We start from the raw sequence: 23,559 nt of genomic DNA, 5'->3' as shown, positions 1-23,559 counted from the left end.
AAGTTACAATCGATAGCGGACATTGGCTGCAATGCAACAAAGATGCAAGAAGGGCTCCTACCTGCAGTTCCCCGTATCAGGCACGACTGTCCGCTAAACGCCACTCGCACTACCGCGAGCACCAAGAGCTTTGCCTTGCTACCGGATGGCTGAACATCCCCCTTCCCTCCACCCCCTTCCTCCCGTATCCCCATCCCAAAACCCAAACCCTAGGAGACACCATGCAAAAAAAACCCTTGGGCCGGACCGGGATCGAGGTGAGCGCGCTCTGCCTTGGCTCGATGACATGGGGCTCTCAGAACACCCCGGCAGAGGGCCATGCCCAGATCGACCGCGCGCTGGAGCGCGGCGTGAATTTCATCGACACCGCCGAGATGTATCCCACGACGCCCATCAGTGCCGAAACCACCGGGCGCACCGAAGAAATCATCGGAGAGTGGTTCGCGGCCTCAGGGCGGCGGGCCGACGTGATCCTGGCCACCAAACATTCCGGCAAAGGCTTTAAACACGCCCGCGACGGGGCCGCCATCTCGGCCGAAACCATCCCGCAGGCCATCGAAGGCTCGCTTCGACGGCTCAAGACCGATCACATCGACCTCTATCAATTCCACTGGCCCAACCGGGGCAGCTACATGTTTCGCCAGAATTGGGCCTTTGATCCCTCCGGCCAGAACCGCGAGGACACGCTCTCGCATATGTACGAATGCCTCGAAGCCATGCAGCGCGAGGTCGAGCGCGGCACGGTCCGCGCCTTCGGTCTCTCGAACGAGAGCGCTTGGGGCATGGCGCAATGGCTGGAATTGGCCGAGACCGGACACGGGCCCCGCGCGGCTTCGATCCAGAACGAATATTCGCTCATGTGCCGCCTCTATGATACCGATCTGGCAGAGCTGAGCGTCAACGAGGATGTGGGCCTTCTGGCCTTCTCCCCCCTCGCGGCGGGGCTGCTCAGCGGCAAATACCAGAACGGCGCGCTGCCCACCGGCTCGCGCATGGCGATCAACGGCGACCTTGGCGGGCGCAAGACCCCCCGCGCCTTCGAGGCGGTCGCAGCCTATCACGCGGTGGCGCAGAAACATGGTCTCGACCCGGTGCAAATGGCGCTGGCGTGGTGCCTGACGCGGCCATTCATGTGCTCGGCCATCTTTGGCGCAACCGACATGGCACAGCTCGATCTGGCCCTCGGCGCGGCGGAACTCACGCTCAGCGACGAGGTGCTGCAAGACCTCGACACCACCCACAAGGCGCATCCAATGCCCTATTGAGCGCGGGAAGGACCGCGACGGGGGGCGACCGCCCCATGTGATGCAACGCTTCAAAACCGCTGGGCCGCGAGACGGCCCGGCAACCGCGCGGTCCGTGCCTGTGCGCCACACGCATGGATACGGAAGACGGCACGCCCAACCCTAGCCTGTCGCCTCTTCCTGCAACTGGCGCAAATAGTCCGGCAACGCCCGCGCCGTCACCTGCGCCTCGCGCACCAGCCAGTCAAAATGCAAGGTCATCGCCTGCACCCGTTCGGTATCGCGAAAAACCATGTAATTGCGCCCCAGATAGAGCACCGCCAGAAGCGGCCCGAATATGGTGATCGGGGCCGAATAGACCCGCCGCGCATCAAAAAGATAGAGCCGCAACCGGGGATAAAGCTGGGTTGAGGTCGCGATCAAATGATCCAACTGCTCCCGCCGAAGCCGGGCCGACAGGCCGCGATAATACCCCTCCCCCCGCGCGAAGCTCTCGATCTCGTAGAGCGGCAAGGCGATCTCGTAATCCGACTGTGCGGCGCGCATCCACGCCATGCGGTCCTCGGACGCCCCAATCGCCTGATCGGTCGACCGGCCCAAATGCGGCTCATATTCCCATTCCAGCATGGCGCGGGTTTTCAGCATATCCGGCAACGCAGCGGGCACATGGCGGATCTTGTAACCCGCAGCCTCCCGATGCCATGCAAAAATCTGTTCATCCACCAGCGCTCGCGGGGCCTCGGTCAACGACAGCGTATTGGCCAGCATGTCGGCGGCGGTCTCGGGCCGGTCGGTCAGCCCCAGCAACCAATCCGCCGAAACCCCAAGAGCGGACGCGCATTCCCCCACCACCTGCGCATTGGGCAAGCGCGCCGATGACCCCCTGAGCAGTTGTGATACGGTCGAGCGGTCAACACCTATCGCTCGGGCCAGCACGCTTTGATTGCTGTCCCGCAGACGCATTGCTTCGGTCAATCGGGCCCGAAACAGGGTGGCCCGCAGCCGCTTGTCGATTCTTTTAATCATTTGGTGATTTAAATCACAAATGCGGAGAAATGTTAACCATTTTCCAAATGGCGCCGCAGGGAAATCGAAACGATTGTCGCCCCATTCTACCACCCAGCAGGAGCAAGAATGCAGCCGCAATTGGACATCCCCCCATCGGCCGGACAGCCCCAGAACCGGCGCGCTTCACAAGACCGGGCGCGGGTAGAGTGGCCAACCCTCGCCCTTCTGGCTCTTTGCTATGCAACCTGGGTTTATGGCACCACGGGGGCGGCCACACTCTGGCTTCCACTGGGGATCGCCCTCACGGCTCTTGCCATCGCGCTGCATTCCTCGCTCTGCCATGAGGCGTTGCACGGCCATCCCTCCCGATCGCGGCGCGTGAATGAAACGCTGGTGTTTCCCTGCCTGTGCCTCGTGATCCCCTATGTGCGGTTTCGCGATACCCATCTGGCGCATCACCGCGAAGAATTCCTCACCGACCCCTATGACGACCCCGAGGCGAATTACCTTGATCCAGCAGTCTGGGCGCGCCTGCCGCGATGGGCGCGCGCGGTGTTACGGCTTAACAATACGCTGGCGGGGCGGATGCTGATCGGCCCGCTGGTCGCTCAGCTGTCCTTCATGCGATCCGACTGGCAGGCCATCCGCAAGGGGGACCGCGACGTGCTCTACGCCTGGCTCTGGCACATCCCGGCAGTTGCGATCGTGCTTGCTTGGATCAGCTATGCGCCAATGCCGGTCTGGGCCTATCTGCTCGCCGTCTGGATCGGGCTGGCGGTGTTGAAAATCCGCACCTTTCTGGAACACCGCGCCCATGAGCGCGCCAGTGGCCGCACCGTGGTGATCGAGGATCGCGGACCGCTCGCGTGGATCTTCCTCAACAACAACCTGCATGTGGTGCATCACATGCACCCCGAGGTGCCGTGGTATCACCTGCCCGCGCTCTATGCGGCACGGCGCGAGCATTTCCTGCGGCGCAACGATGGTTATGTCTATCGCTCCTACGCACAGGTGTTCCGCAGCTATTTGTGGCGTGCCAAAGACCCGGTGCCGCACCCGCTGTGGCGCGGTCGGTAGCGGGAAAAGTTTGGCGTTGAGGGGATACCGGACCCAACGCCCCTTCAGGCTAAGAACTGACCGCTCGGATGGCCTTACACGCCCCGGTAGCTACCCCGCATCCGCCGCCTTGGCCGGGGCCTTGGGGGTAAACTCACAGCGGTCCGGCTTGATGTCGATCAGCGGTGTGCCATCCAGACAATCCAGCCCCCGCACGATCAATGCCGCGTCCTCTACGGCGATCAGGCGCACCTGTGCGGTTCCGATCGGATTGGGCCTCTGCGGCGACCGCAGGGCGAAGGTGCCGAAATAGGTCTCTCCATCCTTCTTGGGGTTCTGCCGCACCAGATCGCGCCGCGAACGATCCAGCCAATAGAGGATCTCAAGATGCCCATAACCCTCGATCCCCTCCAGTGCCTGCGCCCACGGCGCGAACACCTCGATCCGACAGTCTGGCCCATCCAACCGCCCCCGTCGCGGGCAATCCTCGCGCCGCGTCCATGGCGTATGAATCCGCCCGATGAAATAGAGCCCGGCATCGTGATCCTCGGGCGGGGTCGTCACCACTTCTCCAGGGCGCAGTCTGCTGTCCATCGCATCCCCTCGCGTTAGTAGACGTCTTTCCAGTCGTCTTCGTGAAACGCCTCGCCAATTGCCATCCAGCGCACCCGTACCCGCGCCACGCGGGTATCGCCCCATGTGCGAAAGACCACATCAAATTCTGTAGGCGTGATGTTTTCTGCTGTCACATCGGCGCGGGCATTGGTGGCACTGTCCATATCCCAGAGCGACAGCGCAACATGCACCACAGGCTCTGATTTGAACGCGGCCCCAAAGCTGATTGTTTTGCGCCGCAGCCGCGCGCCCGACCCGGTCCACATATCCCCGCCATCTGCGAAATCTTGGAACAGAACATTATCACCCTGTTCGATTCCGATGGCCTGATTGATCAAAAATTTCATGGCACGCCTTCCGGACTTAAGCTCCATTACTATGTAAGTATCGGCAAATTAAGGACTGAAATGAAAAAAAGAGGTCGCAATGCGACCCCTTTAAATACCCACTGCGCTCATGCTTCAGTTGGCCGAAAGACCGATATGGTCGCCAATCGCCACCATATCCGCCAAGAGCTTTGCCGCCTCATCAACCGGACCCGGTTCGTTCACGAACTTGTCCTGCGCATGCGCCAGCTTGTCCGTGGCCGCTCCGACCATCGCCTGAAATTCTTCCTTCGTGATATCCTCACGCGCGATGGCCTGCTCTGCCAGCACCGAAACAGTCTTGCCGCTAATTTCGGCAAAGCCCCCGGTGACAATATATTCCTTATCGCCCGACGGCCCCGACACCCGGACAATGCCGGGACGCAGGGTGGTGATGAGCGGGGCATGATCGGCCATCGCGGTCAGATCACCCTCAGCACCCGGAATGCTCACCTCATGGGCAGCGACCGAGGCCAAGAGCCGCTCAGGGCTCACCAGATCGAATTGCACTGTGTCAGCCATTTCGGCCTCCCTCATGGTGTCCTGCCTGCGCAGGGATCACCCCGCACAGGCCATTACAGGCGCTTATCAGGCCGCGTCAGCAGCCATGCGTTCAGCTTTGGCAAGCACATCGTCAATGCCACCCACCATGTAGAACGCACCTTCGGGCAGGTGATCATACTCGCCCGCAACCACGGCCTTGAACGATTTGATGGTCTCTTCCAGCGGCACCTGCACACCGTCAGAGCCGGTGAACACCTTGGCCACGTCGAACGGCTGGCTGAGGAAACGCTGGATCTTCCGGGCGCGGGCCACGGTCAGCTTGTCCTCTTCCGACAGTTCGTCCATCCCGAGAATGGCGATGATATCCTGAAGCGATTTGTAGCGCTGCAGAATCCCCTGCACGTCGCGTGCAACCTGATAATGCTCTTCGCCCACGATCTGCGGGTCCATCAGACGCGAGTTCGAATCGAGCGGGTCCACGGCGGGGTAAATGCCAAGCTCGGAAATTGCGCGCGACAGAACGGTCGTGGCGTCGAGGTGGGCAAAGGTCGTGGCAGGCGCCGGGTCGGTAAGGTCGTCCGCAGGCACATAAACGGCCTGAATGGACGTGATCGAGCCCTGCTTGGTCGAGGTGATGCGTTCCTGCATGGCACCCATGTCGGTGGCCAGAGTCGGCTGATAGCCCACAGCCGAGGGAATACGACCCAACAGCGCCGACACCTCGGAACCCGCCTGCGTAAAGCGGAAGATGTTGTCGACAAAGAACAGAACGTCCGAACCCGACTGATCGCGGAACTGTTCGGCCAGCGTCAGGCCGGTCAGGGCCACACGTGCACGCGCTCCCGGAGGCTCGTTCATCTGACCGTAAACAAGCGCAACCTGGCTTTCTTCCAGATTGTCGGGCTTGATCACGTTTGATTCGATCATCTCGTGATAGAGGTCGTTACCCTCACGGGTCCGCTCCCCCACACCGGCAAACACCGAGTAACCCGAGTGCACTTTGGCGATGTTGTTGATCAGTTCCATGATCAGAACCGTCTTGCCCACACCGGCACCCCCGAACAGGCCGATCTTACCGCCCTTGGCGTAAGGCGCCAAAAGGTCGACCACCTTGATGCCGGTCACGAGGATCTCGGACGCGGTCGACTGCTCGGAAAACTCCGGCGCAGGCTGGTGGATCGAACGGAATTCAGTGGCCTTGATCGGCGCGCCCTCGTCCACCGGCTCACCGATGACGTTCAGAATGCGGCCCAGCGTGGCATTGCCCACCGGCACCGAAATCGGCGCGCCGGTGTCGCTCACGGCCTGACCGCGAACCAGACCTTCGGTCGCGTCCATCGCGATGGTGCGCACAGTGTTTTCACCCAGATGCTGCGCCACTTCGAGGATCAGTTTCTTGCCGTGGTTATCGGTCTGCAGCGCGTTCAGAATGGCTGGCAGATCGCCGTCAAAGTGAACGTCCACAACGGCGCCAATGACCTGTGTCACCTTGCCTTTTGCATTTGCCATGTTTCGTCTCCGGTTCTCTTACAGCGCTTCCGCGCCGGAAATGATTTCAATAAGCTCGTTGGTGATCACGGCCTGACGCGAGCGGTTATATTCGATCGTCAGCTTGTCGATCATATCACCGGCGTTCCGTGTGGCGTTGTCCATCGCGGACATCCGCGCGCCCTGCTCGGATGCGCCATTTTCCAACAGCGCGGCAAAGATCGCGGTCGCCACCCCACGCGGCAAGAGATCGGCAAGGATCGCCTGCTCGTCGGGCTCGTAATCGTAGAAGCTGTCGGTATCGACCGCGCCCGCATCCTGCACGTCAAACGGGATCACCTGCTGCAGGGTCGGGATCTGGCTGACCACATTCTCAAAGCGCGAGAAGAAGATCTTGGCGACATCGAAATCGCCCGCGTCAAAGCGTGCCAGAACATCCGCCGCAATGCCCTGCGCGTCGGCATAGCCCACCCGTTTGACATCGCTGAGGTCGATGTGACCCACCGAATACTGGCCATAGTCCCGCTTCATCGAATCGCGGCCTTTTTTGCCGACGGTCACGATTTTGACGGTCTTTCCCTTGGCCAGCAGCTCGGCGGCGTGCTGTTTCGCCAGCTTGGCGATATTGGCGTTGAAACCACCGCACAGGCCCCTCTCGGCGGTCATCACCACCAAGAGATGCACCTTGTCCTCGCCCGTGCCTGCCAGCAGACGCGGCGCATTGGCCGCATCGCCCACAGAGGCCGCAAGCTTGCCCATGACCGCGTTAAAGCGCTCGGTATAGGGGCGGGCCTGCTCTGCAGCATCCTGCGCGCGGCGAAGCTTCGCCGCGGCAACCATCTGCATAGCCTTGGTGATCTTGCGGGTCGATTTGACCGACGCGATCCTGTTTTTCAGGTCCTTGAGATTCGGCATTGCCTTATCTCCCCCTTATGCGAAGTCAGCGGCGAATTCGTCCAGCGCAGCTTTGATACGGTCCTCGGCTTCACCCTTGATCTTGGGGTCTTCCTTGGTGATGTACGCCAGCAGATCGGCATGCTTGCCGCGCAGGTGCTTGAGCAGACCTTGCTCATAGCGGCCCACTTGGTTCACCGGGATCTTGTCCAGATAGCCCTTGGTGCCGGCATAGATCACACAGACGATCTCCGCATTGGTCAGCGGCGAATACTGCGGCTGCTTCATCAACTCGGTCAGACGCGCACCGCGGTTAAGCAACTGCTGCGTCGCCGCGTCGAGGTCGGAACCGAACTGAGCAAAGGCCGCCATCTCGCGATACTGCGCCAGTTCCAGCTTGACCGGACCCGCGACAGATTTCATCGCATTGGTTTGCGCAGAAGAGCCCACACGAGACACCGACAGACCGGTGTTCACGGCCGGGCGGATACCCTGATAGAACAGTTCCGTCTCAAGGAAGATCTGACCGTCGGTGATCGAGATCACGTTGGTCGGAATAAACGCCGACACGTCGCCGCCTTGGGTTTCAATGATCGGCAGCGCGGTGAGCGAGCCCGAGCCATTGTCCTCGTTCAGCTTGGCCGAACGCTCCAGCAGACGGGAGTGGAGATAGAACACGTCACCCGGATAGGCTTCACGACCGGGCGGACGACGCAGCAAGAGCGACATCTGGCGATAGGCCACGGCCTGCTTCGAGAGGTCATCGTAAACGATCAGCGCGTGACGGCCATTGTCGCGGAAATGCTCGGCCATCGCGGTTGCGGAATAGGGCGCAAGGAACTGCATCGGCGCGGGGTCCGATGCGGTCGCGGCCACAACGATCGAATACTTGATCGCGCCGCTCTCTTCCAGCTTCTTCACCAGCTGCGCCACGGTCGAGCGCTTCTGACCGATAGCAACATAGACGCAATAGAGCTTCTTGCTCTCGTCGTCGCCTGCGGCCTCGTTATAGATCTTCTGGTTCAGGATTGCGTCCAGCGCCACAGCGGTCTTGCCGGTTTGACGGTCGCCAATGATCAGCTCGCGCTGACCGCGGCCAATCGGGATCATCGCGTCCACCGACTTGAGGCCGGTCGCCATCGGCTCATGCACCGATTTACGCGGGATGATGCCGGGGGCCTTCACATCAGCCAGACCGCGGGATTTGGTCTTGATCGGGCCCTTGCCGTCCAGCGGGTTGCCCAGACCGTCCACAACGCGGCCCAACAGCTCGTCACCGATTGGCACGTCCACGATCGACTTGGTGCGCTTGACGGTGTCACCTTCCTTGATGTCACGGTCAGAGCCGAAAATCACGACGCCGACATTGTCAGCTTCGAGGTTCAGCGCCATGCCCATGATCGAGCCGGGAAACTCGACAAGCTCGCCAGCCTGAACATTGTCAAGCCCGTGAACCCGTGCGATCCCGTCCCCCACCGAGAGAACCCGACCGATCTCAGCAACTTCGGCATCTTGGCCAAAGTTCTTGATCTGGTCCTTCAGGATCGCAGAAATCTCTGCTGCTTGGATACCCATTTATCCGACCTCTTTCATTGAATTCTGCAGGGAATCGAGCTTGGAGCGGATCGACGTGTCGATCATCTTCGAGCCCATCTTGACGACTAGACCACCGATGAGGCTTTCATCGACGGTCGCATTGATTTTGACATCCTTGCCGACGCGGTCCTTCAGCGTCTTGGCCAGCTTGTCGGCTTGTGCCTTGGTCAGGGCCTTGGCGCTGGTCACATCAGCACTCACTTCGCCCTTGTCCTCAGCGATCATCGCATTGAGCTGCGCAATCAACTGCGGCAACACAAAAAGACGCCGCTTTTGCGCCATCAGCGCCAGACCGTTCTGCAACTCGGGCAGCAGCTTCATCTTGGCCGCCACGGCGGACATCGCCACACCTTGCGCATCACGGCTCAACACCGGAGAAGAGATCATTGCACGCAGATCGTCGCTGTCGGTCAGCGCCTGTGCCAGATCATTGAGATTGCTTTCGAGTTTGGCCAGTGATTTGGCCTCTCTCACAAGCTCGAATATCGCAGTGGCATAGCGCGCAGCAATGCCAGTAGAGATCGAAGCTGGTTCTGACACGTCCACCCTTCCGATAATCTGGCCCCGGTTGGTTAGGCATGACGCGGGGTCACATCCGGGGGCGTTGGCATAGGGTGAGACTTGCGAAACACCCAAATTCGGCTGCGGTGTAGCAGAGCCTTACCAAGCGGGCAAGCCGCTTGAAAACTATTGTATACCAAAGAATACAGTTTTCTTTCATATACTTAACCAAAGTGCGACCTATTGCGCGCTTTTTATTCTTCAAAAAACTTCACTTTTTCCTACGAATTAGCGATTCCCCTTACACGCGCCCCACCCGGCAGTGCGGCTGACGTTAACGCTATCATGGATTCGCAGATACGCTACGCCTAATTGCAAGGATCAGCCGATCGCCGCCCATTCCACGGCCCGGCACCTTGCAACGCCCCCCTCACCTCAACGGCGAAACACCAAACAGATAGGGATGCGCCCCGAGCAAGATCGTATAGAGCCAGAGGCCCAGCAGCACCCGCACAACGGATTCCCCCAGGCTGCGCGGCACCGGCCAAGCCGCCTGCCGCGCGCGGTCCAGCCGCGCCCAGCCCTCTCCCATCACCCGGCGTTTGCGCCGATCAATCAGCGCGCCCCCCATCAGCGCAAAACCGGCGAAACTGCCAAACAGGATCACATGCGCCAGATCGCCATTCGGCACCAGATGCCCAATCGCCCAGAGCGCCAGCGCAAACAGCATCGGATGCCGCGTCAGCCGCACGATCCCCGGCCGTGCCGGATCAAAGCGCGCATACCCCCCACCGCCAAAGGAAAACGGGTTGGGTCGACCAATGCTCAGCCCCAAGATCAGGCAAACCGCCAGCATGGCACTCAACGTCACATGCCCCTGCCACGCCGCCCAGTTCCAGAGCGGCACAAAGGGTGCCCGCCCTGCTGCCATGATAACCCATGCCAAAACACCCAGCGACAGCAGCGAATAGCCAATGGTAAATCCCACCGGCCCCAATCGCGCCACCAGCCACGCCTTGACGGGCGGACGCACCAGTAGCGAATGGCTCAGGAAAAACACCCCAAAGGCCGCACTGAATTCGCCCCAGCCTGCCATCTCATCGCACCTTGCCCGGCTTTTGCCGCAGCATCAGCGGCCCGTAAAGCACCACAAAACCACCAAACGCCCCGATCCACGCCAACCCCGCCAGCGCATGCAAGACCCCCGCCTCTGCAGGCCACAGCCCCGCCGCCAGCCGCGCCAGCACCGACAGCACCAATGACAGGTAAACCGCCACCGTGCCCGCCCCCGCCGTCAAGGCGCGCCCGGTATGGCCCAGCGTTGCCCGTGTCATGACCGCCAGCGTCATCAGCCCCGCCGCGCCCGCCATCCACAGATGCTGCACCGCCGCCAGCCCGAACACGCCGCTGCTCAGCACTTCCAGCCCCAGTGCCAACGCGCCCAGCGGCACAAAGCCATAGCCCAGATGCAACACCCAAACGAGCGGCTCCGCCCCGGTGCGATACCCCGCCCAGCGCGCCAGCCTTGCAACATGCAGCCCCCCCGCCACGATCAGCGCCCCGCCCGTGGCCGGGGCATCAGGCCGCGCGCCCCACAGCACCAGCGCGCCCAGCAGCACCAACAGCGCCAGCTTGTCGAACCGCTGCATCGGGGGCACCGGCAGCCGCCCCGGCCCACGCCGCGCCAACCAGTTGCGCGTGAAGGACGGCACAATTCGCCCGCCAATCACCGCGATCATCATCACCACCGCCGCCAATCCCAACCGCAGACCATAGCCCTGCGCCGCATAATCGCCCTGCGCCGCCTCCCAGTGAAACAGCCCATTGCCCAGCGCAAAGACCGCCAGCATCGCCAGCACGATCAGGTTGCGCCAGTTCTTGCCCGCCACGATCTCGCGCAGCATCACCGCGCCCAATGTCACCGGCAGTGCCAGATCCATCAGCGCCACCGCCAGCGGCGGCAATCCGGCAGAGATCATCACCGCCCCGCGCCCCAACAACCACAGCGCCGCCAATCCGCCCAGCGGCCAGCCCACAATGGGCAGGCGACCGGTCCAGTTCGGCACCGCCGTCAGCAAGAAACCGGCGATCACCGCCGCCAGATACCCAAAGAGAAATTCATGCGCGTGCCAACTGACCGGATCAAACGCCGTGGGCAGCCGCACCACCCCCGCCAGCATCGGCACCCAGAGCGCCATAATCCCCGTCGCCCAGAGTCCCGCCCCAAGGAAAAAGGGCCGAAACCCGAAACTCAGGACCGCAGGACCGCGCCAGTCCCGCATCTGCTCTGCCGTGCTCGTCATCGCGCGCGCCTTTCCGCCTTAAGGCCGGTTTCCGTCACGATCATGTCGAGCGGGATGTCATGCGGCTGCGGATAGATCGTCTCGATTCGCGCCGCGTCCAGCCCGATGCCGATGGACGCGGGGCGCGGCTCCAGCACCGCCAGCGTCCGGTCGAAATACCCGCCACCATAGCCCAGCCGATAGCACTCCGCCGTCCAGCCAATGACCGGCGCAAGGCTGATCTCGGGCGTCACCCGCTCCGCATCGGGCGGCGGCACCGGGATGTTCCAGTCCCCCCGCACCATCTGGGTTTCGGGCGTCCAGCGGCGAAACACCAGCGGCGCGGCCTTGACCTCGACGATGGGCAACGCAATCAGCACGCCGTTGTCATGCCACTCCGCCATCAGCCCCCGCAAATCCGGCTCGCCTTTGATCGGCCAATAGCCTGACAACACCCTGCCCCGCGCGCCGTTGAATTTCTCTTGCACCACCGCACGCAGATGATCCGCCAAGGCCCGCCCAACCTCTTGCCGCCCAGCCACGCTCAATGCGTCTCGTGCCCCGCGCAGGCTCACACGCTTGGCCTTGCGCCACCGCGCCACATCGCGCGCCTGCTCGGGGTCGGATGCAAGGGGGTCGAAATAGGCCGGGTCCACCTCCTGCGCCATACAAGGCGGCGAGGCATAGCCGGTGGGCCTAGACGTATCGGACATTCCGCAGTCCTTTCCTTGGTCCGGGACGGGCGCGTGGGGCCGGTCCTGCTTTTCATTCTGGTTTAACCCTGCTAATAGGTATTGTAAATACCGATTAAACCGGAGCGACAGCGACCATGCGCCTCACCGCCTTCACCGATTTTGGCCTGCGGATGCTGATGCGCATGGCCAGCGCCCCCGAACGCGCCTTCTCCACCACCGAACTTGCGACCGAGTTCGACCTCTCGCGCCACCACCTGGCCAAGATCATGCAGCGGCTGTCTCAGGCCGGGCTGATCGACACCCGGCGCGGCAGCGGCGGCGGCGCAATGCTGGCCCGCTCTCCCGAATTGATCCGCTTGGGGGATGTGGTCCGACATCTGGAAACCGGACAGACGTTGGTCGCCTGTTTCGGAACAGAGGCAGGCAGCTGTTCGCTGGATGGGTGCTGTCGATTGAAAATGCGGTTGCGCTTCGCCGAGCGCGCCTTTCTCACCGATCTCGACCGCAGCACCTTGGCCGATATCGCGCTCCCCCGCACGGCTGCGCCCACCCGCTGAACCTGCGTACACAAACCGCGTACACAAGGGACACTTTGTACACACTCAGACCGGCTTGGCCTCGGGGTGCGGACGCAACACACTCAGCGGTTTGCGCACCTTGTCGCGCAGCCCCGGTCCGCTCGGGGCCTGCACCCGCTTGGTGGCCTCGACCATCAACACCCCACCTGCCGCCACGACCGACAGCTTCGCGCCCATCCGCTCCCACATTCCGGCCGTCTTGCGCCAAAAGGGGCGCTCAGAGGGCGGTTGATAGAGGGCCGTAGCATGGCGCTCTGGCAAAAAGTTGTGTGTTTTCAATTGGCTCTCCAATTGCGTCTGGCTATAGGGTCGCCCGAATCCAAACGGCGTGCGGTCCGTCCGCGACCAAAGCCCGGCCCGGTTCGGCACAATAAACAGCACCGATCCCCCCGGCCCCAGCACCCGCCAGCACTCCTCCAGCACCGCGCCGGGCTGGTCCGAGGTTTCCAGCCCATGCACCACCAAGAGCTTGTCCACATGCCCCGTTTCCAGCGGCCAGAATGTCTCTTCACACAGCACGGAAATATTCGGCATGCCCTGCGGCCACCCGATAACCCCTTGAGGTGCAGGCATTAATCCGATCACGCGACGGGCATCTGCCAGATACGGACGTAGAAACGGCACTGCAAACCCATACCCCACGACAGTCTGGCCCTGCGCCTCTGGCCAGAACTCCGCAACCTGCGCGCGCACAGCTTTCTGCACCGCTCGCCCCAATGTGCTGCGGTAGTAAAAATTTCGCAGGTCCTGTACGTCCAGATGCATTGCAGCCCGGCCAAAGATCAGTCACTCTCGACCCTAACACCAACTGGCAATCGGGAAAATACCATGGTTCTGCAAATCGTTACTGTCCCCTGCCTGACTGACAACTATGCCTATCTGGCGCATGATCCGGACACAGATGTGACCGCCGTGATTGATGTTCCAGAGGCAGCGCCTATTCTGCAAGCTCTTGATAATAAAGGATGGAAGCCATCTCTGGTGCTTCTCACCCATCACCACGCAGACCATGTGCAGGGGCTGAGAGAACTGCTTGCACATCACCCTGCAGAAGTGATTGGCGCCAGCGGCGACACCCATCGCCTGCCCCCGCTCGACCGCGGTGTGGCCGAAGGCGACACGATAAAAATCGGCTCAGAGGTCGGCATCGTCATGGATGTCTCGGGCCATACGGTCGGCCATCTGGCCTTTCATTTTCCTCAAAGCGCCGCTGTCTTCACCGCTGACAGCCTGATGACCATGGGCTGTGGCCGTGTGTTTGAGGGGACAATGCCGCAAATGTTTGAAAGCCTTGGGAAACTCGCCGCTCTTCCACCCGAAACCATGGTGTGCTCGGGCCACGAGTATACGCAAAGCAACGCGAAATTCGCACTGACCGTTGACCCAGCCAACCCGGCTCTTATATCAAGGGTCAAAGAGATCAGCGCTGCCCGCGCCGCCGGTCGGCCCACGGTCCCCTCGATACTGGTCGAGGAATTGGCCACCAACCCGTTTCTGCGTGCCGGTGACGCAGAAATTCAGGCTCATCTGGGCATGTCCGGTGCCGCTCCGGTCGATGTCTTCGCTGAAATTCGCGCCCGCAAAGACCGGTTTTGACGGGTCGTGATCAAAAACAACGCTGGCATAACGAAATGTGAGCCAGTTTGACTAAAAAATCCTTGAAGACTGGCCGTTATCGACCAAACTTTAAGATTATGAGGCCAAGGTTTGTGGGCAGCCCGCCCCGGCCAAGATCAGAAGGAGCACGACCGTGCCTTCATTCTCGAACACGCTAGAACAGGCAATCCATGCGGCATTGGCCCTCGCCAACGCACGCCAACACGAATTTGCCACGTTGGAGCATCTTTTGCTCGCCCTCGTGGACGAACCCGACGCCGCCCGCGTGATGAAGGCCTGTAGCGTCAACACAGAGGAATTGCGCACCACACTGGTGGAATTCATCGATGACGACTTGGCCAATCTGGTAACGGATATAGAAGGCTCCGAAGCGGTCCCGACCGCCGCCTTTCAGCGTGTGATCCAGCGCGCAGCGATCCATGTGCAATCGTCGGGCCGCACCGAGGTGACGGGCGCAAACGTTCTGGTCGCGATTTTTGCAGAGCGCGAGTCGAACGCCGCTTACTTCCTTCAGGAACAGGATATGACGCGGTATGACGCGGTGAATTTCATCGCCCATGGCGTAGCCAAGGATCCCGCCTATGGGGAATCCCGTCCGGTCACAGGAGCTAGCAACCACGACGAAGAAGGCGGGACCAAGTCGACCGAGACAGACGCGGTCGAGCCGGGCGACTCTGCGCTTGCGAAATACTGTGTCGATCTCAATGAAAAGGCGCGCAAGGGCGATATCGACCCGTTGATCGGTCGTGACGCCGAGGTCGAGCGCTGCATTCAGGTGCTCTGCCGCCGCCGCAAGAACAACCCGCTATTGGTGGGGGATCCCGGCGTGGGCAAGACCGCCATCGCCGAAGGTCTGGCGCATAAGATCGTCACGGGTGAAACCCCCCGCGTTCTTTCACGGACCACGATCTATTCATTGGACATGGGCGCGCTTCTGGCTGGAACGCGCTATCGCGGCGACTTCGAAGAACGGCTCAAGGCCGTTGTAACCGAGTTGGAAAAGCACCCCGATGCCGTGCTGTTCATCGACGAAATTCACACGGTGATCGGCGCGGGCGCCACATCCGGCGGGGCGATGGACGCCTCCAACCTGCTTAAGCCAGCGTTGCAGGGCGGCAAGCTGCGCTGCATGGGGTCGACCACCTACAAGGAATTCCGTCAACACTTTGAGAAAGATCGCGCCTTGGCGAGACGGTTCCAGAAAATCGACGTGGCTGAGCCGACAGTCGAAGATGCAATCAAGATCCTAAAAGGTCTTAAGCCGTATTTCGAGGATCACCACAGTGTCAAATACACCAATGATGCCATCCGCTCTGCGGTCGATCTTTCAGCCCGTTACATCAATGATCGCAAACTGCCTGACAAGGCCATCGACGTGATTGACGAGGCGGGCGCGGCGCAGCACCTTCTCGCTGCCTCCAAGCGTCGCAAGAGCATCGGCGTCAAGGAAATCGAGGAGGTCGTGGCAAAAATCGCGCGCATCCCGCCCAAGAACGTGTCCAAGAACGATGCCGAAGTTCTCAAAGATCTCGAAGGCGCGCTCAAGCGGGTGGTCTTTGGTCAGGATGCCGCCATTGAGGCGCTGTCATCTGCAATCAAACTTGCGCGTGCGGGCCTGCGCGAGCCGGAGAAACCGATTGGCAATTATCTTTTTGCTGGTCCCACGGGCGTGGGCAAGACCGAAGTGGCCAAGCAGTTGGCCGATACCCTCGGTGTAGAACTCTTGCGGTTCGACATGTCGGAATACATGGAGAAACATGCCGTATCGCGCCTTATTGGCGCGCCTCCGGGTTATGTCGGGTTCGATCAGGGTGGTCTCTTGACCGATGGGGTCGATCAACATCCGCATTGCGTGCTCCTTTTAGACGAGATCGAAAAAGCGCACCCCGATGTGTTCAACATCCTGCTGCAGGTGATGGACCACGGCACGCTCACGGATCACAACGGACGCAAGGTGGATTTCCGCAATGTCGTGCTGATCATGACCTCGAACGCCGGAGCCGCGGAACAGGCGAAATCCGCCATCGGCTTTGGTCGTGACCGGCGCGAGGGCGAGGACACTGCCGCAATCGAGCGCACCTTCACCCCAGAGTTCCGCAACCGCTTGGATTCCGTGATTTCCTTCGGGGCGCTGCCAAAGTCGGTGATCCTCAAGGTGGTTGAGAAGTTTGTGTTGCAGCTTGAGGCACAGTTGATGGATCGCGACGTAACCATCGAACTGACCGAACCGGCGGCAGAATGGCTGGCGGAAAAGGGCTATGACGACAAAATGGGCGCGCGTCCGCTTGCCCGCGTCATTCAAGAGCACATCAAGAAACCGCTGGCTGAAGAATTGCTGTTTGGCAAACTCCTAAAGGGTGGCGTGGTCACGGTTGGCGTCAAGGACGACAAGATCGACCTCATCGTCGAAGGTCCCGTGACACGTCGCCTGACCGGCAAGAAAAAGCCGCCGCTGCTGACGGCAGAATGACCCCACGAGTCCGGGCAACTCTTGCGGTAGTAATCATGGCGGCGGCCTCAGGGGCCGCCGCCGACACTCCTAGACTAGCACTCCCACTGGATTGCACGCTTGGTCAGACCTGTTTTATCGAAGACTATGTCGATACAGATCCCGGACCCGGCCAACGCGATTACACCTGCGGCATCAAGAGCCGCGACGATCATCGCGGCATTGATTTCATGCTTTTGTCGTTTGATGCCATGGAAACAGGCGTTGATGTTTTGGCCGCCGCCCCCGGTATCGTGGCCGCCACGCGCGACGGGATGCCCGACACGCCCGTCACGGCCGAAACCCGCGATGTGATCAAGGGGCAGGAATGCGGTAATGCCGTCCGCATAGACCACGGTGCGGGGTGGCAAACGCTCTATTGCCACATGAAAAACGGCTCACTGGCCGTGCGGCAGGGCGAGCGCGTAGAGGTGGGCAACACACTGGGCCAAGTGGGGCTCAGTGGTCTGACCAACGCCCCTCACGTGCATTTGGGGGTTCTCAAGGATGGCCAGATCGTCGATCCTTTCAATCCAGATGATCGCAACGTCTGCGGGGCGGACCTCGGTCACGGGCTCTGGCAGACCTTTTTGCCCTATTCACCCTCAGGCCTCTTCACCGCAGGGTTTTCCACCGCCCTGCCAGAGTTTGACGCCGTGCAGTCTGGTGCCGCCCGAATGGCAATGGCACAGCCCGATCAACCACTCGTGCTCTACGGTCACGTCTTCTATGCACAGCCCGGCGACCGCCTGATGCTCACCGCCCAAGGGCCAGAGGGCGAAATTTTCCGTCATACCGTAACGCTCGACACACCACAGGCACAACTCTTTCGTGCCTTTGGCCGCAAGGCGCCCGACGGCGGCTGGCCGCAGGGCGACTATCGGGGTTATGTACGATTGACGCGAGACAATACCGTGCTGGCCATACGTCATGCCGATATCAAGGTCACACGCTGAGCCGCAAACGCCCAATCTTTAGCGCGTTGTCAATTTCAACTCGATCCGTCTGTTCTGCGCACGCGCAGCAGGAGTATCGTCAGAATTGACCGGCTGAAATTCACCATAACCATTGGCCGAAAGCCGCTCTGACGGAAAGCCCAGAACACCCGTGAGATACCGCACCACGGACAACGCGCGCGCCTGGCTTAACTCCCAGTTATCGGCGAAACGCGCGCCTTCGATAATCGGGACATTATCCGTATGGCCATCGACCTGAAGCACCCAGTCGATACCTTCTGGAATATCACCAATCACGTTGCGCAGGATACCGGCCACCTTGGCAATCTCGCCTTGCCCTGCTGGCGATAACTCTGCCTCGCCGGGAGCAAAGAGCACCTCAGACGAGAACACAAACCGGTCACCAACAATCTGCACACCCTGCTGCTGACCCAGCACATCGCGCAGGCGGCCAAAGAACTCAGAACGATATTTCTCCAGATCTTCCTTTTCCGCCTCAAGGAGGCGAGCACGCTCCTCTTCCGCAATACGCCGCCGACGCTCTTCGGCGGCCACACGGGCAAGGGCGGTGTTCAACTCATTTCCAAGCGATTGCAATTGCACCTCGGCCTCGGCCTCGCGGGCCTCGGAAGCGTCAAGAAGGGCCTGAAGGCCTGAAAGCTGCTGGCGCAAGGCCGCGACCTGCTGATTGAGAAGCGCCTGCTGTTTTTGTGCCTCCGATGCCTGTTCCTGTTCTTCCGCCAAACGCGCGCGCGCCTGCGTTAAAAGCGCAGCGCGCTGTTCGGCCTCGGTCATCCGGGCATCCGCCTCGGCTTGAGCGGCGCGTTTTTCCGCAAGGGCTGCAACCAACTGCGCGCGCACCGCTTCGGCGTCCTGCGCCGCTTGTGCAATATTCTCATTCGCCGCGCGACTCTCTGCCAATTCCACATTCAGGCGGGCAACTTCAATCGCGCGCGCCTGAGCCCCTTCTTCCGCATCCAAAAGGGCCTGCGCCAGTTGGCTGTTGAGATCTTCACGCGCGGTCTCTGCTGCAGCCAATAGTGTCAGCGTCTCCTCAGCATGCTTGCGCTGCTCCTCAAGGGCGAGCGTCATAGAGGTAAGTTCAGCATCCGCATCAGCCAACCGCGCACGCAACGCCTCGGCGGCAGCGGCCTCAACCAACCGTGCCTGTTCCTCTTGGCTCAACTGCTGTTCGAGCGCAGTCACTTCTTGGGTCAGGGCCACCTGCGCCTCAATGACCTCGGCGTTGCGTCGCCGGAGATCTGCCGCAAGAGCTTCTAGCGCTTCGCGGCGGGCAGCTGCAAGACGCGCGGCTTCTGCCTGAGCATCCACCTCATCGCGCAAACCTGCCAAGGCCAATTGCAATTGTTCCTGCTCACTAAGCAATTCTGTGCGCACCGCCTCCAGATCGGCAATTTGCCCCTGTGCTATATCCCGTTCAGACAAAAGCCCCGCGACCTGTTCCTCAAAGCTTGCAATGCGGCCCTGCGCGGCACTTAGCGCCTCAGCCTGAGCCGTGTTTTGCGCATTTAGGCTGTTGATCAACGCTGTCTGTTCGGCCTCACGGGTGCGTGCGTCGCTCAAGGTAGCGCTCAATGCACCGACCCGGTTCTCAAGGTTGGCGCTACGATCCTGCTCAAGCCCAAGCGCGCGAGACAAAGCCGCGACCTCGGCGGAGAGCGCATCAAGTTGGGTGGCCTGCCCACTGATTTCCTCGCGCAGCACGAATTGCACCATCATAAAGATCGTCAGCACAAACATCAGCACGAGCAAAAGACCAGTCATCGCATCGACAAAACCTGGCCAGATCGAAGCCTGAAACCGTGCGCCGGTGCGCCGTGAGAGGGCCATGATCAGCCTCCCTCGCCGTGATCCGGATCAGGGCGCTGCATGAACGGTCGCACAGCGCGGGGGGCTGCGGTGGAGTGCCTTTGCCCCAACACACGGGTCAGCGCCGCCAAATCGGTGCGCAATTCGGTCATGGTTTCCTGCCGTCCGGCGCTGATTTCCTCAAGAATACGCAGCATTTGCACGTCAATCGAACGCAGGCGCATGCGGCTTTCGGCATCAATTCCTTCATGCGGCGTGACCTCACGCGACTCCAGCGCGGCAATCAGGCGCTCTTGCCCCTCTGCCAGCCGCATCAACGCGACCTGAACCGGATTCTGGTCGCTCATCCTGTGGGTCAGCCTCTCAATGGAATCCGCCAGAACTCCCAGTTTCTGGTCAACCATCGCGCGGCTCATGTCCGAATGTCTGAACATGGTTTGCAGACCGTCCATCTGCTCGGCCATGTGGTCGAGCACATGCGCCACCGCACCTCCGTCGCCACCTTCACTGTCACCGCTGGCAAAACCGACGCGCGTAATGGTGGACATCCATTCTTCAAGCTCTCGGTAAAAACGGTTCTGGCCGTGGCTCGCGAAAAGCTCGAGCAATCCAACCACCAGCGAACCTGCCAATCCTAACAACGACGAGGAAAACGCAACCCCCATGCCACCCAATTGCGCCTCGAGCCCGGTCATAAGGCGATTGAAAACTGCAATCCCCTCTTCGCCCTCTTGCGGTGCGAGGCTGCGGATCGTGTCGACGACCGCAGGCACCGTAGTGGCAAGACCGTAGAAAGTCCCCAAAAGCCCCAGGAAGATCAGCAGGCTGACGATATATCGGGTGATCTCGCGCGCCTCATCAATGCGCTGCGCCACCGAATCGAGGATTGAGCGGGCCGAAGTAGAGGCAATCTGCATCCGTTTTCCGCGTGCGCGTAACATTGTGGCTAATGGGGCCAGCATTGAAGGGGGGCGGGTCACATCATGGCCAGGTATCTGTCCGGCAAAGCCGTCAATCCAACGAGCAGAACCAATCAGCTGCAATACCTGCCAAAAGGTCGCGATCACCCCGATGATGAAGACAAAGAAGATGAACCCGTTGAGCCACAGATTGGACTGAAACACCGGCAATACATTAGGGAGGGCAACAAAGGCCCCGAGTGAGGTCAGCCCAAGAACCACCAGCATCAAAATGATCTGGCGGTACGGATATGAAAACTGCGGCTCGACCTCACGGTCCGGCTGGTCCATCTGGACGCTCCCGACACTTGGATTTCTTGGGTCAACCCTACGCGGCTTGGACGCTCAAGCCAAGGATTTATCCACAGATATGACGCACCCGCCGCACCAACCAGTCGAGTTCCTTGTCATGGATACCTAGCTGTTCAAGATGCTCGGCGGTATTGAAGAGATATTCGGTGTTGGGGCCCCGCCCCCCTACTGCTCGGGCAATGATCACCGCCTGTTCCTCAAGCTCGAGCCCGCCACAATACTGCACGTGATCCGGGTCAATGACATAGGTCACCGCCTCGACTCGGCGACCATCCGCAAGATCAATCTCAAGCATCCTCTCAAGATAGGCCGAAGAGATCAATTCGCGTTCCCGTAGATACCCCAGCACATCCTCTGCCTGCGCCGGATCGGCACGCAGAGCGACCCCTTGGCACAGCGCGCCGGGTGATGCATCAAGCGCCAGAACCAAACCAGGAACCTCGTCCGTGCCCCGATGATGAATGCTGCGCATACAAAAGCTTCGGTGATAATCCGGCAGGCGGGCAATCACCTGTTCGGTCGCATCAAAGCCGGGATTCCACACCAGTGACCCATAGCCGAATACCCACATTGCCTTTGCCCCTGTTCCTCACACTCAGCCCCCTATAAACACCTCTCAAAAGGCATGAAAGGGGCGCGCACCATGAGATTTCTGCTTGCCGTGATCGTAATCGCCGCATTGGGATGGTCCGGCTACTGGTTCATTGGGCAAAACGGGTTGCAGCGTGGCTATTCAGCGTGGTTTGAGGCGCGGCGCGCCGAAGGCTGGGTGGCAGACACATCTGACTTGCGTATTCAGGGCTTTCCCAACCGGTTCGACACCGGACTCAGCAATTTGGTGCTGGCCGACCCCGACACAGGATTGGCATGGGAGGCACCGTTCTTTCAGATCCTTGCGCTCAGCTACCAGCCCAACCATGTCATCGCCGTCTGGCCAGACACCCAATTGATCGCCACCCCTATTGAGAAATTTCGCATTAAGAGCCGCGACATGCGCGCCAGCCTGCGGATTGCGCCAAATTCAAGGTTAACTCCAGAACGCGCCACGCTGACTGCTGAGTTTTTGCGGATTACGCCTGAGGCGCGGTCAGATGAGACAACCGCGCTAACCGCGCTGACCCTCGCTGCGGAACGCCAGCAAGATGCCACATACCGATTGGGTCTGAGCGCCGAGGGGTTGACCCTGTCGCCGCCTTGGCGCAAGCAACTTGATCCGCAAGGCCTCCTACCTACACAGATTTCCGGACTGCATGCCGATTTAACAGTGAGCTTTGACAAACTTTGGGACCGCAGCGCCATCGAGCAGGCACGCCCGCAACCGACCGCGATCAAGGTGCGGCTGGCAGATGCCAAATGGGGGCAATTACACCTGCAGGCGGCGGGCGAGGTGAGTGTGACGCCCGAAGGGGTGCCCGAAGGCGAGATCACCCTCAAGGCACGCAACTGGCGTGAAATTCTGGGCATTGCGGCGCAGAGCGGAGCTGTGCCGGAGACCCTGCTGGGAACGATCGAGAGCGGGCTAGCCCTTATTGCGCAGATCTCAGGCAATCCAAATACACTCGATGTGCCATTGAGCTTTCGCAACGGGCGCATCTTGCTGGGGCCGATCCCCATCGGCCCGGCCCCGCTGCTGCACCTGAGATAGCCGAAGGCTATGCGCCGTCACGCATGGCTGTAAAGGCGGGCCAAGCATCAGGATCGACCATCGTCTTGTCGCGGCAAAACGGGTTGCAAAAGCCAAAAATGCGGCCCTCACTCTCCATCAAGTCAGTGACCGGATCGCCCGAATAAGGACAGGCTGTGTTCTCTGGGGTCCCGTCCTTGACTGCTCGCGCCGGGCGCGGTGTCGGGCCGGGCCAGTCGGTCGTGGCAAAGGGCTTGGCATAGCGCGAAAGGGTTGCGCCACGCACCAGCCCCATCGCCCGCCACCGCCGAAATGCAGGATCATTCAGATGTGCCGCAACATATGCGCGGACAGGTTCCGAACCCGGCAGGCCATAGCCCGCGATCCGTGCAGCCACTGGCGCAAAGAACGCATCCGCCGCGCTATATTCACCACAAAGCCACGGCCCATTTGGTGCGCAGGTTTCGCGCGCATGGTGCCACAAGGTTTCGAGTCTCTCAAGATCAGCCTGAACCGCCGCAGAGGGTTCAACACCGCGGTAGGCCGTTCGGAGATTCATCGGGCAATCCGAGCGTAAGGCACCGAACCCTGAATGCATCTCGGCCGCCAGCGTGCGGGCTATGGCACGGGCGCGGGGATCTGCAGGCCATATGCCTGCGTCAGGGTGGCGCGTGGCCAGTTCCTCGGCCATCGCGAGGCTGTCAGAGACAACGGCCCCCTCTGGCGTAATCAGCGTTGGCACGGTTCGGGCCGGGGCAAGATCGGCCATCTGTTCGGCCACACTGGCCACGGCATCGAAATCCAGAATACGCACCCGGTAGGGCAGGCCAAAACGGTTGAGCAAGAGCCAGCCGCGTAAAGACCAAGAGGAATAGGCGTAATCGCCAAGGATAAGATCATATGTCATAAAGAAAGCTTAGCGCCGGTCTCGACGCCCGCCCAGCAAC

Annotated in this window: 23 protein-coding genes; 7 read left to right on the top strand and 16 right to left on the bottom strand. The window is 60.8% G+C overall.

All coding sequences use genetic code 11. From position 1 onward, the window contains the following. The first annotated feature begins 221 nt into the window (after positions 1 to 221). Positions 222 to 1,265 carry an aldo/keto reductase gene (locus tag ACN0SW_RS00700; protein ID WP_417725962.1) on the top strand — a complete coding sequence of 348 codons (1,044 nt, stop codon included), beginning with the start codon at positions 222 to 224 and terminating at the stop codon, positions 1,263 to 1,265. A 141-nt stretch (positions 1,266 to 1,406) separates the two neighbouring features. On the opposite strand, the gene ACN0SW_RS00695 is transcribed toward ACN0SW_RS00700, so the two are convergent. Then, a complete protein-coding gene (locus ACN0SW_RS00695) occupies positions 1,407 to 2,270 on the bottom strand; it encodes a helix-turn-helix domain-containing protein (RefSeq protein WP_417725961.1) in 864 nt (287 codons plus the stop codon). Positions 2,271 to 2,378: 108 nt separating this feature from the next. On the opposite strand from ACN0SW_RS00695, the gene ACN0SW_RS00690 reads away from it, so the two are divergent. After that, the gene (locus tag ACN0SW_RS00690) at positions 2,379 to 3,329 is read left to right on the top strand and encodes a fatty acid desaturase (protein WP_417725960.1); all 951 of its coding nucleotides are present in this window, start codon (positions 2,379 to 2,381) and stop codon (positions 3,327 to 3,329) included. A 90-nt stretch (positions 3,330 to 3,419) separates the two neighbouring features. On the opposite strand, the gene tsaA is transcribed toward ACN0SW_RS00690, so the two are convergent. From tsaA to ACN0SW_RS00640, 10 genes are all read right to left on the bottom strand, one after another. Continuing rightward, positions 3,420 to 3,902 (bottom strand): tRNA (N6-threonylcarbamoyladenosine(37)-N6)-methyltransferase TrmO, encoded by a 483-nt coding sequence (gene tsaA, locus ACN0SW_RS00685; RefSeq protein WP_417725959.1) that lies wholly within the window; start codon positions 3,900 to 3,902, stop codon positions 3,420 to 3,422. A gap of 14 nt (positions 3,903 to 3,916) precedes the next feature. Continuing rightward, positions 3,917 to 4,270, bottom strand: coding sequence for an H-type lectin domain-containing protein (locus tag ACN0SW_RS00680; protein WP_417725958.1), 354 nt, complete (start codon positions 4,268 to 4,270; stop codon positions 3,917 to 3,919). 114 nt (positions 4,271 to 4,384) lie between these two features. Next, positions 4,385 to 4,810 (bottom strand): F0F1 ATP synthase subunit epsilon, encoded by a 426-nt coding sequence (locus ACN0SW_RS00675; RefSeq protein WP_417725957.1) that lies wholly within the window; start codon positions 4,808 to 4,810, stop codon positions 4,385 to 4,387. 66 nt (positions 4,811 to 4,876) lie between these two features. Further along, positions 4,877 to 6,301 (bottom strand): F0F1 ATP synthase subunit beta, encoded by a 1,425-nt coding sequence (gene atpD, locus ACN0SW_RS00670; protein ID WP_417725956.1) that lies wholly within the window; start codon positions 6,299 to 6,301, stop codon positions 4,877 to 4,879. An 18-nt stretch (positions 6,302 to 6,319) separates the two neighbouring features. Continuing rightward, the gene (locus ACN0SW_RS00665; RefSeq protein WP_417725955.1) at positions 6,320 to 7,195 is read right to left on the bottom strand and encodes a F0F1 ATP synthase subunit gamma; all 876 of its coding nucleotides are present in this window, start codon (positions 7,193 to 7,195) and stop codon (positions 6,320 to 6,322) included. A 15-nt stretch (positions 7,196 to 7,210) separates the two neighbouring features. Then, positions 7,211 to 8,749, bottom strand: coding sequence for a F0F1 ATP synthase subunit alpha (gene atpA, locus ACN0SW_RS00660; RefSeq protein ID WP_417725954.1), 1,539 nt, complete (start codon positions 8,747 to 8,749; stop codon positions 7,211 to 7,213). Continuing rightward, the gene (locus ACN0SW_RS00655) at positions 8,750 to 9,316 is read right to left on the bottom strand and encodes a F0F1 ATP synthase subunit delta (RefSeq protein ID WP_417725953.1); all 567 of its coding nucleotides are present in this window, start codon (positions 9,314 to 9,316) and stop codon (positions 8,750 to 8,752) included. A 385-nt stretch (positions 9,317 to 9,701) separates the two neighbouring features. Further along, on the bottom strand, positions 9,702 to 10,367 hold the full coding sequence (locus ACN0SW_RS00650; protein WP_417725952.1) for an NnrU family protein: 666 nt from the start codon (positions 10,365 to 10,367) through the stop codon (positions 9,702 to 9,704). Position 10,368: 1 nt separating this feature from the next. Next, complete coding sequence (locus tag ACN0SW_RS00645) at positions 10,369 to 11,574, bottom strand: NnrS family protein (RefSeq protein ID WP_417725951.1); 1,206 nt, start codon at positions 11,572 to 11,574, stop codon at positions 10,369 to 10,371. Next, positions 11,571 to 12,266 (bottom strand): 5-formyltetrahydrofolate cyclo-ligase, encoded by a 696-nt coding sequence (locus tag ACN0SW_RS00640; protein ID WP_417725950.1) that lies wholly within the window; start codon positions 12,264 to 12,266, stop codon positions 11,571 to 11,573. The genes ACN0SW_RS00645 and ACN0SW_RS00640 overlap by 4 nt, the downstream gene beginning before the upstream one ends. 116 nt (positions 12,267 to 12,382) lie before the next feature. On the opposite strand from ACN0SW_RS00640, the gene ACN0SW_RS00635 reads away from it, so the two are divergent. Further along, complete coding sequence (locus tag ACN0SW_RS00635; RefSeq protein ID WP_417725949.1) at positions 12,383 to 12,805, top strand: Rrf2 family transcriptional regulator; 423 nt, start codon at positions 12,383 to 12,385, stop codon at positions 12,803 to 12,805. A gap of 45 nt (positions 12,806 to 12,850) precedes the next feature. On the opposite strand, the gene ACN0SW_RS00630 is transcribed toward ACN0SW_RS00635, so the two are convergent. Then, the gene (locus ACN0SW_RS00630; protein WP_417725948.1) at positions 12,851 to 13,591 is read right to left on the bottom strand and encodes a methyltransferase domain-containing protein; all 741 of its coding nucleotides are present in this window, start codon (positions 13,589 to 13,591) and stop codon (positions 12,851 to 12,853) included. A 63-nt stretch (positions 13,592 to 13,654) separates the two neighbouring features. Here ACN0SW_RS00630 and gloB point away from each other — a divergent pair, with 63 nt between their 5' ends. From gloB to ACN0SW_RS00615, 3 genes are all read left to right on the top strand, one after another. Continuing rightward, positions 13,655 to 14,422 (top strand): hydroxyacylglutathione hydrolase, encoded by a 768-nt coding sequence (gloB, locus tag ACN0SW_RS00625; RefSeq protein WP_417725947.1) that lies wholly within the window; start codon positions 13,655 to 13,657, stop codon positions 14,420 to 14,422. 154 nt (positions 14,423 to 14,576) lie between these two features. Continuing rightward, positions 14,577 to 16,913, top strand: coding sequence for an ATP-dependent Clp protease ATP-binding subunit ClpA (gene clpA / locus ACN0SW_RS00620; RefSeq protein ID WP_417725946.1), 2,337 nt, complete (start codon positions 14,577 to 14,579; stop codon positions 16,911 to 16,913). Then, a complete protein-coding gene (locus ACN0SW_RS00615; protein ID WP_417725945.1) occupies positions 16,910 to 17,887 on the top strand; it encodes a M23 family metallopeptidase in 978 nt (325 codons plus the stop codon). Before clpA ends, ACN0SW_RS00615 begins: the two co-directional genes overlap by 4 nt. An 18-nt stretch (positions 17,888 to 17,905) precedes the next feature. On the opposite strand, the gene ACN0SW_RS00610 is transcribed toward ACN0SW_RS00615, so the two are convergent. The 3 genes from ACN0SW_RS00610 to ACN0SW_RS00600 all read right to left on the bottom strand — a co-directional run bounded on the left by ACN0SW_RS00610 (position 17,906) and on the right by ACN0SW_RS00600 (position 21,559). After that, positions 17,906 to 19,738, bottom strand: coding sequence for a peptidoglycan -binding protein (locus ACN0SW_RS00610; protein WP_417725944.1), 1,833 nt, complete (start codon positions 19,736 to 19,738; stop codon positions 17,906 to 17,908). A 2-nt stretch (positions 19,739 to 19,740) separates the two neighbouring features. Then, complete coding sequence (locus ACN0SW_RS00605) at positions 19,741 to 20,967, bottom strand: biopolymer transporter ExbB (RefSeq protein ID WP_417725943.1); 1,227 nt, start codon at positions 20,965 to 20,967, stop codon at positions 19,741 to 19,743. Positions 20,968 to 21,034: 67 nt separating this feature from the next. Beyond that, positions 21,035 to 21,559 carry a gamma-glutamylcyclotransferase gene (locus ACN0SW_RS00600; RefSeq protein WP_417725942.1) on the bottom strand — a complete coding sequence of 175 codons (525 nt, stop codon included), beginning with the start codon at positions 21,557 to 21,559 and terminating at the stop codon, positions 21,035 to 21,037. 72 nt (positions 21,560 to 21,631) lie between these two features. On the opposite strand from ACN0SW_RS00600, the gene ACN0SW_RS00595 reads away from it, so the two are divergent. Then, complete coding sequence (locus ACN0SW_RS00595) at positions 21,632 to 22,633, top strand: DUF2125 domain-containing protein (protein ID WP_417725941.1); 1,002 nt, start codon at positions 21,632 to 21,634, stop codon at positions 22,631 to 22,633. A gap of 7 nt (positions 22,634 to 22,640) precedes the next feature. On the opposite strand, the gene ACN0SW_RS00590 is transcribed toward ACN0SW_RS00595, so the two are convergent. Then, positions 22,641 to 23,519, bottom strand: coding sequence for a glutathione S-transferase (locus ACN0SW_RS00590; RefSeq protein ID WP_417725940.1), 879 nt, complete (start codon positions 23,517 to 23,519; stop codon positions 22,641 to 22,643). Positions 23,520 to 23,559: the final 40 nt, after the last annotated feature.

The organism is Roseovarius sp. (genome assembly GCF_048262375.1).
Taxonomy (GTDB): domain Bacteria; phylum Pseudomonadota; class Alphaproteobacteria; order Rhodobacterales; family Rhodobacteraceae; genus Roseovarius.
Note: the sequence above shows the minus strand (reverse complement) of the source record. Positions and strands in the feature narration are given on the sequence as shown.